Genomic DNA, 6,000 nt, shown 5'->3' on the forward strand with positions numbered 1-6,000 from the left:
ACATGCTGGGTCGACGGCGCAGCGTGTTCATTTCTTCACCAGCCGCCGCCGGCCCCGTGCCCATGGCGCTCTCGTGGCTTCATGCACGGGTTATCCACATCCCTGTGCACGGCCCCTGTGGGTAACTGCGCGCTCAGCCGTCCTGGCTGTTGGCGGCGATGCGATGGATCGACAGGTCGGCGCCCTGGTATTCCTCTTCCTGACTCAGGCGCAGACCCAGCACCGCCTTGAGCAGTCCGTACACCGCCAGCCCGCCGACCAGGGCGATGGCGATACCCAGCGCCGTGCCGGCCAGTTGCGCCAATAGGCTCACGCCGCCCAGCCCGCCGAGCGCCGTCTGGCCGAACAGGCCGCAGGCGATGCCGCCCCAGGCGCCGCAGAGTCCGTGCAGTGGCCAGACCCCCAGGACGTCATCCAGCTTCCAGCGCGTCTGCACCGCGGTGAAAGCCCAGACGAACAGTGCTCCTGCCACCAGTCCAGTCCCCAGCGCGGCGATGGGATGCATCAGATCGGAACCGGCGCAGACGGCTACCAGTCCGGCCAGCGGTCCGTTGTGCAGAAAGCCTGGGTCGTTGCGGCCCAGCAGCAGGGCGGCGACTGTCCCGCCGACCATGGCCATCAGCGAATTCAGGGCTACCAGGCCACTGACGCCGGCCAGGCTCTGGGCGCTCATCACGTTGAAGCCGAACCAGCCGACGATCAGGATCCAGGAGCCCAGCGCCAAGAAGGGAATGTTCGACGGCGGAAAGGCCACCAGCCGCCCTTCGCGATACCGCCCCTGCCGCGGCCCCAGCAGCAGTACCGCCGCCAGCGCCAGCCAGCCGCCTACGGCATGCACCACCACCGAGCCGGCGAAATCATGGAAACGCGCGCCGAACAGCGCTGCGAACCTGTCCTGCAGGCCTAGGTTGTTGTTCCACATCAGGCCCTCGAAGCACGGATAGACGAAGGCCACGATCAGCGCGGTAGCGCACAGCTGTGGTGCGAAGCGCGCGCGTTCGGCGATGCCGCCGGAAATGATGGCCGGGATAGCCGCGGCGAAGGTCGCCAGGAAAAAGAACTTCACCAGTCCGTAGCCACTGTCGGCGGTCAGTGCCTGCGCCGGGGCGAAGAAGGTCACGCCATAGGCGATCCAGTAACCGATAAAGAAATACACCAGGGTGGAAATGGCGAAGTCGGCGAGAATCTTGGACAGGGCGTTCACCTGATTCTTGTGACGCACCGTGCCGGCCTCGAGAAAGGCGAAACCGGCATGCATCGCCAGCACCATCACGGCACCCGCCAGCAGGAACAGGGTATTGGCACCATGGACCAGGGTGGCCACAGCGGAAGGCAGTTCGTTCATCAGGGCAGTCTTCTGAAAGGGTTTGCACCAAAAACATGCTCATCGGCCGTTTGATGCGCTATTTTTGTGCGCAATACGGCTCTCGGCAGGTCTATTCTTGCCGCCAGACAGAACTCAGGACTGGAATGGCGCAGGGGTGCGCCAAGGCGGTGCGGTTCGTTAAGGCGTGCACCGCCAAATAGCAAGGGTCGTGCCGCTAGAGGGCGTGCAGGATGATGCGTCCACTGCTCACATTGCTCAGGAGCGTCGCCACCTCGTCCCGTCGCTGCGGCTCCACCGCGATCCGCAGCGCGACCTCCAGGGCCTGGTAGTCCTCGTCGAGCACCATGACCGCCAGGGTCGCCAGTCGTGCCTTGAGCAACGGCCACTCCGCATAGGTGCAGGCGAAGCCGAACTCCTGGCGCACTACCAGCGGCTGCTTGCCCGCCTGTTGCAGACAGCGCGCGGCACAACCGCCATAGGCTCGCACCAGTCCGCCCGTTCCCAACTTGATACCGCCATACCAGCGAATGACCACTACCACGACCTGATCGCAATCCTGCCCCTCGATGGCGGCCAGAATGGGGCGGCCGGCGGTACCTCCGGGTTCGCCATCGTCGTTGAAGCGATACTGGTTGCCGAGCTTCCAGGCCCAGCAGTTGTGGGTCGCGGTCGGCACGCTCACCCGCTCGATGAAGGCCATGGCGGCGTCCACGCTCGCCACGGGGGCGGCAAGGGCGAGAAAACGGCTCTTGCGTACCTCTTCTTCGCAGGAGGCATCCTGCGTCAACGTGAACGTCATGGTGCCTGGAGACCCAGTCCCTTCAGCACGACATGGGTCAGTGTTCGGGACGCCTCCTCGAAATCCTGCCGCGTCAGGCGCGTACGTCCAGTCACCCGGCAGATCTGGCTGGCGAAGTCGGCATAGTGCTGGGTGCTGCTCCAGAGCAGGAAGATGAGGTGGATGGGGTCCACCGGGTCCATCTTCCCGGCAGCGATCCAGGCCTCGAACACCGCTGCCCGGCTGCGGAACCAGGCCTGGTAGTCCTGGTTGAAATACTCGTACAGGCAGGTGCCGCCGCCGATGATCTCCATGGCGAAGATCCGCGAGGCCAGTGGCTGGCGGCGAGAGAACTCCAGCTTGGCGCGAATGTAGCGGGCCAGCGCCTCGGCCGGATCGTCATCCACCGTCAGGTGGTTGAAGGTGCTGTCCCACAGCTCGAGGATATTGCCCAACACCGCCATGTAGAGGCCGAGCTTGTTGTTGAAATAGTAGTGGAGATTGGCCTTGGGCAGCCCCACGCGCTGGGCGATGGTGTTCATGCTGGTGCCCTTGAAGCCATTGCGGGCGAATTCCTCCTCCGCCGCGGCGAGGATCAGTTCCTCGTTCTTCTGCCGGATGCGACCGGCCGGTTTGTCCTGGCCGGTGTAGTGGGCGGGTACGAGTAGGGTCATGACGACTGCAGGGTCCGAAGGCGGGGCAGGCATCAATAGCGCACCCCTTGCCCTGGACACAAGTCTCCGCTCAAGGGTGCTGCGCCGAAGGATTGCCCTCGGTCACCGGTGCGGTGCGCTCCTCGGGCAGCAGCAGGTTGAGGAGGATGGCGGTGATGCCGCCACTGGTGATCGCGGTATCGAACAGATTCTTCACCAGCGGCGGCAATTGATCCAGCAGTGTCGGCTGGCTGGCTACGCCCAGCCCCACGCCTAGGGAGGTGGCGATGATCAGCAGGCTGCGGCGGTCCAGGCTGCACTGCGCCAGCAGGCGGATGCCCGCCGCAGCGACGCTGCCGAACAGCACCAGCGTCGCACCGCCCAGCACCGGCTTGGGGATCTGCTGCAGGACGGCGCCCAGTACCGGGAACAGGCCGAGCAGCAGCAGGATGCCGCCGATCCAGTAGCCCACGTAGCGACTGGCCACGCCGGTGAGCTGGATCACACCGTTGTTCTGCGCGAAGGTGGTGCTGGGAAAGGTATTGAAGGTAGCCGCCACCAGGCAGGCGACGCCATCGCCCAGCACGCCGCCGCGGATGCGCCGCAGATAGGCCGGTCCTTCGATCGGCTGCCGCGAGATCAAGCAGTTGGCGGTCAGGTCGCCGGTGGTTTCGAGGGTGCTGATCAGATAGATCAGCGCCACCGGCAGGAAGGCCGACCAGTCGAAGGCGAAGCCGAAGTGGAAGGGGAGGGGAACGCTCACCCAAGGCAGCGGTGGCAAGGGCTGGGGTTTCAGCAGGCTGCAGGCCCAGGCGGCCAGAGAGCCGACCAGCAGGCCGATCACCACCGCCGACAGCCGTAGCCAGGGCCGTCGTGACAGATTCAGGCCGATGATGACCACCAGCACCAGTCCGCCAAGCGCCAGGTTGGTCGGTGCGCCGAAGTCAGCCGCCTTGGCGCCGCCACCGAGGTCGGTGACGCCCACCCTGATCAGGCTTACACCGATCAGGGTGATGACGATACCCGTCACCAGGGGCGTGATCACCCGGCGCAACAGCCCCAGGCACTGGCTCAGACCGATCTGCACGAAGGCGCCGAAGAAACAGACGCCGAAGATCATCGCCAGGATGTCCTCCGGCGTGCCGCCACGCTGCTTCACCAGCATCCCCGCCGCCAGTACCGCCGACAGGAAGGAGAAACTGGTGCCCTGCAGGCAGATCATGCCCGCACCCAGCCCGCCAGGGGCCCGCGCCTGCAGGAAGGTGCCGACGCCCGACACCATCAAGCCCATGCTGATCAGATAGGGCAGGTGTTCTTGCAGGCCGAGGGCGCCGGCGATGATCAGCGGCGGGGTGACGATTCCCACGAAGCTGGCGAGCACATGCTGCAGCGCGGCGCAAAAAGCCGCGAGGGGCGCTGGGCGATCCTCCAGGCCATAGAGAAGATCGTCCCGGGAAGGAGTGGTCATGGATGATTACCTCGCATCGGATCCGCGGGTGCGGACGGCGGCAGGACCGTGGACGGCCCGGGCGACTTAGAATTGATACTTCACCAGGAAGCTGAAGACGCTCTGGTCGGTACGGAAACCTTCGCTGTCCTTAATGCCGTACTTGTCCGACCAGTAGTCGTACTCGGTACCTACATAAAGGTGCTTGGCGTCGTAGCCCATGGCCTTGCCCAGGTCGTACTTGATCTGCGGATTGAAGTGCAGGTTGGCGTGGTAGCTGCCCTTGTTGTTCATCACCCAATCCATATAGCCATCGATGAGCAGGTCCGAGTTGCCCAGCGGCAGGGTATAGGCCCATACCGGCGTGAGCTGCCAGGCCCCGGAGGAAGCGCTGCCGCCGTCGGGCTTGCGGTAATAGAGATTCAGCTGGAAATAGTCGAAGCCCGGCACCTTGAGATCGAAGCCTGGGCCCACCAGATAGTTGCGCTGGTCGCGGCCGGCGCCCCTGCCATCGTTCTGGTCGTATTCCAGCGTCGTGGCCAGCAGGACATCGCTGACCGGTCCGAAGGAGAGATCCTTACCGGACAACTTGCCGAACGACAGCCGCGGACTGACCTCGCCATAGAAGCCCTGGTGTCCGTCGCTGGCATTGCTCGCGCCGTTGAACCAGATGCTGTCGACGAACAGGAAGAGGTCGCCCCAGGTCCAGGCGCTGGCGTGCTCGAAGGTGATGGTCTGCTGAATATGCGGATCGACCCGGAAATCCTTGCCATATAGATAGGTGAGGCTTTCGCCATGCCACAGCAGCGGGCTGTCATCGGCCTCGACTGTAGCCGTGGCCAGCAGGCAGCCCATCAGTAGTGTGGTGGTTAAGATTCTGCGCATTTCAGTTCCCCAGATGACTTTCTCGTTATGGCTTCCTGTCCCTATGGTCAGGTATCGCCGTCTTTAGCAATATCGAAGCCACTTTCGTGAAAGCGAATAAAGTTATTTTTTTTCAATGATATAGACATTGATAGGGATGACTGCAGGCGACTGTTCCGAGCTGGAACCTGACCGCTCGCTCAGTTTCTGTGCAGGGCAGGCGTCCGCTTGGGTAGCTGTGCTTCGAAAGAGAGCGCGGTTCCGGCTGGCCGGTGCTAAGGTTCGTAACGACTCGGAGGAGACCGTCATGAAGTGGCTCGCTGGTATGTTCGCCGTCCTGCTCTGTAGTACCTCTGCGCTTGCCCAGGTCGCCCAGGGCGGGACCGGGCAGCCGGGCATCCTGATGATCACGCGCAACGACGCCTACTCAGGTTCGGGGTGTGATATCGGCCTGGTGATCCAGGGCCGCCTGGCCGGGACGCTCATGGCCGGCCAGAGTGCTTCCTTCAACCTGCCTCCGGGTGAGGTCGTGGTGAGCCTCACCTCGTCCGGGCCTGGCGCCTGCGCCGCCCCCATGGCCAGTGCCGTGTCCCAGTCCATCCTCTTGGCGCCCGGCGAGATCAAGCAATACCGGATCATCGGCACCGAGGCGGGCTATCGCCTGGCACCAATTCCCCTTTATTGAAGAATCTTGAAATAACCTGTTGACCTGTCCTGAAACTCCCCTATAATGCGCCCCACTTCCGGCGCAGACGCTGAAGTGCTTGAAAATCAAGCACTTAGGTCTGAGTCGGGCGAGGGGTTCAGGGATTCTTCGCCGTTTGGTCTTCACCTTCGGGTGGCAACGAAATGAAGGGGAGGGGTTGACAGGGTCTTGGGATGCTGTAGGATTCGCCTCCCGCTGCCGCGATCGGTTGAACTGGTCAGGCAA

The 6,000-nt window shown here is 63.6% G+C and carries 6 protein-coding genes; 1 reads left to right on the plus strand and 5 read right to left on the minus strand.

Features of this window, described 5'->3' with window-relative positions:
- Window positions 1-133 precede the first annotated feature (133 nt).
- The 5 genes from QZ471_RS23135 to QZ471_RS23155 form a co-directional block, all read right to left on the minus strand.
- Entirely contained in the window at window positions 134-1,345 is a 1,212-nt protein-coding gene (locus tag QZ471_RS23135; RefSeq protein WP_295468281.1) for an ammonium transporter, read from the minus strand.
- A gap of 196 nt (window positions 1,346-1,541) precedes the next feature.
- Window positions 1,542-2,126 carry a YigZ family protein gene (locus QZ471_RS23140; RefSeq protein ID WP_295468283.1) on the minus strand — a complete coding sequence of 195 codons (585 nt, stop codon included), beginning with the start codon at window positions 2,124-2,126 and terminating at the stop codon, window positions 1,542-1,544.
- On the minus strand, window positions 2,123-2,779 hold the full coding sequence (locus QZ471_RS23145) for a TetR/AcrR family transcriptional regulator (RefSeq protein ID WP_295468285.1): 657 nt from the start codon (window positions 2,777-2,779) through the stop codon (window positions 2,123-2,125). Before QZ471_RS23145 ends, QZ471_RS23140 begins: the two co-directional genes overlap by 4 nt.
- 70 nt (window positions 2,780-2,849) lie before the next feature.
- A complete protein-coding gene (locus tag QZ471_RS23150) occupies window positions 2,850-4,226 on the minus strand; it encodes a nucleobase:cation symporter-2 family protein (RefSeq protein ID WP_295468287.1) in 1,377 nt (458 codons plus the stop codon).
- 66 nt (window positions 4,227-4,292) lie between these two features.
- Entirely contained in the window at window positions 4,293-5,090 is a 798-nt protein-coding gene (locus QZ471_RS23155) for an outer membrane protein OmpK (protein ID WP_295468289.1), read from the minus strand.
- A 286-nt stretch (window positions 5,091-5,376) separates the two neighbouring features.
- Here QZ471_RS23155 and QZ471_RS23160 point away from each other — a divergent pair, with 286 nt between their 5' ends.
- On the plus strand, window positions 5,377-5,754 hold the full coding sequence (locus tag QZ471_RS23160; RefSeq protein ID WP_295468291.1) for a hypothetical protein: 378 nt from the start codon (window positions 5,377-5,379) through the stop codon (window positions 5,752-5,754).
- Window positions 5,755-6,000 lie beyond the last annotated feature (246 nt).

It is taken from the genome of uncultured Pseudomonas sp. (assembly GCF_913774235.1).
Lineage (GTDB): Bacteria > Pseudomonadota > Gammaproteobacteria > Pseudomonadales > Pseudomonadaceae > Chryseomonas.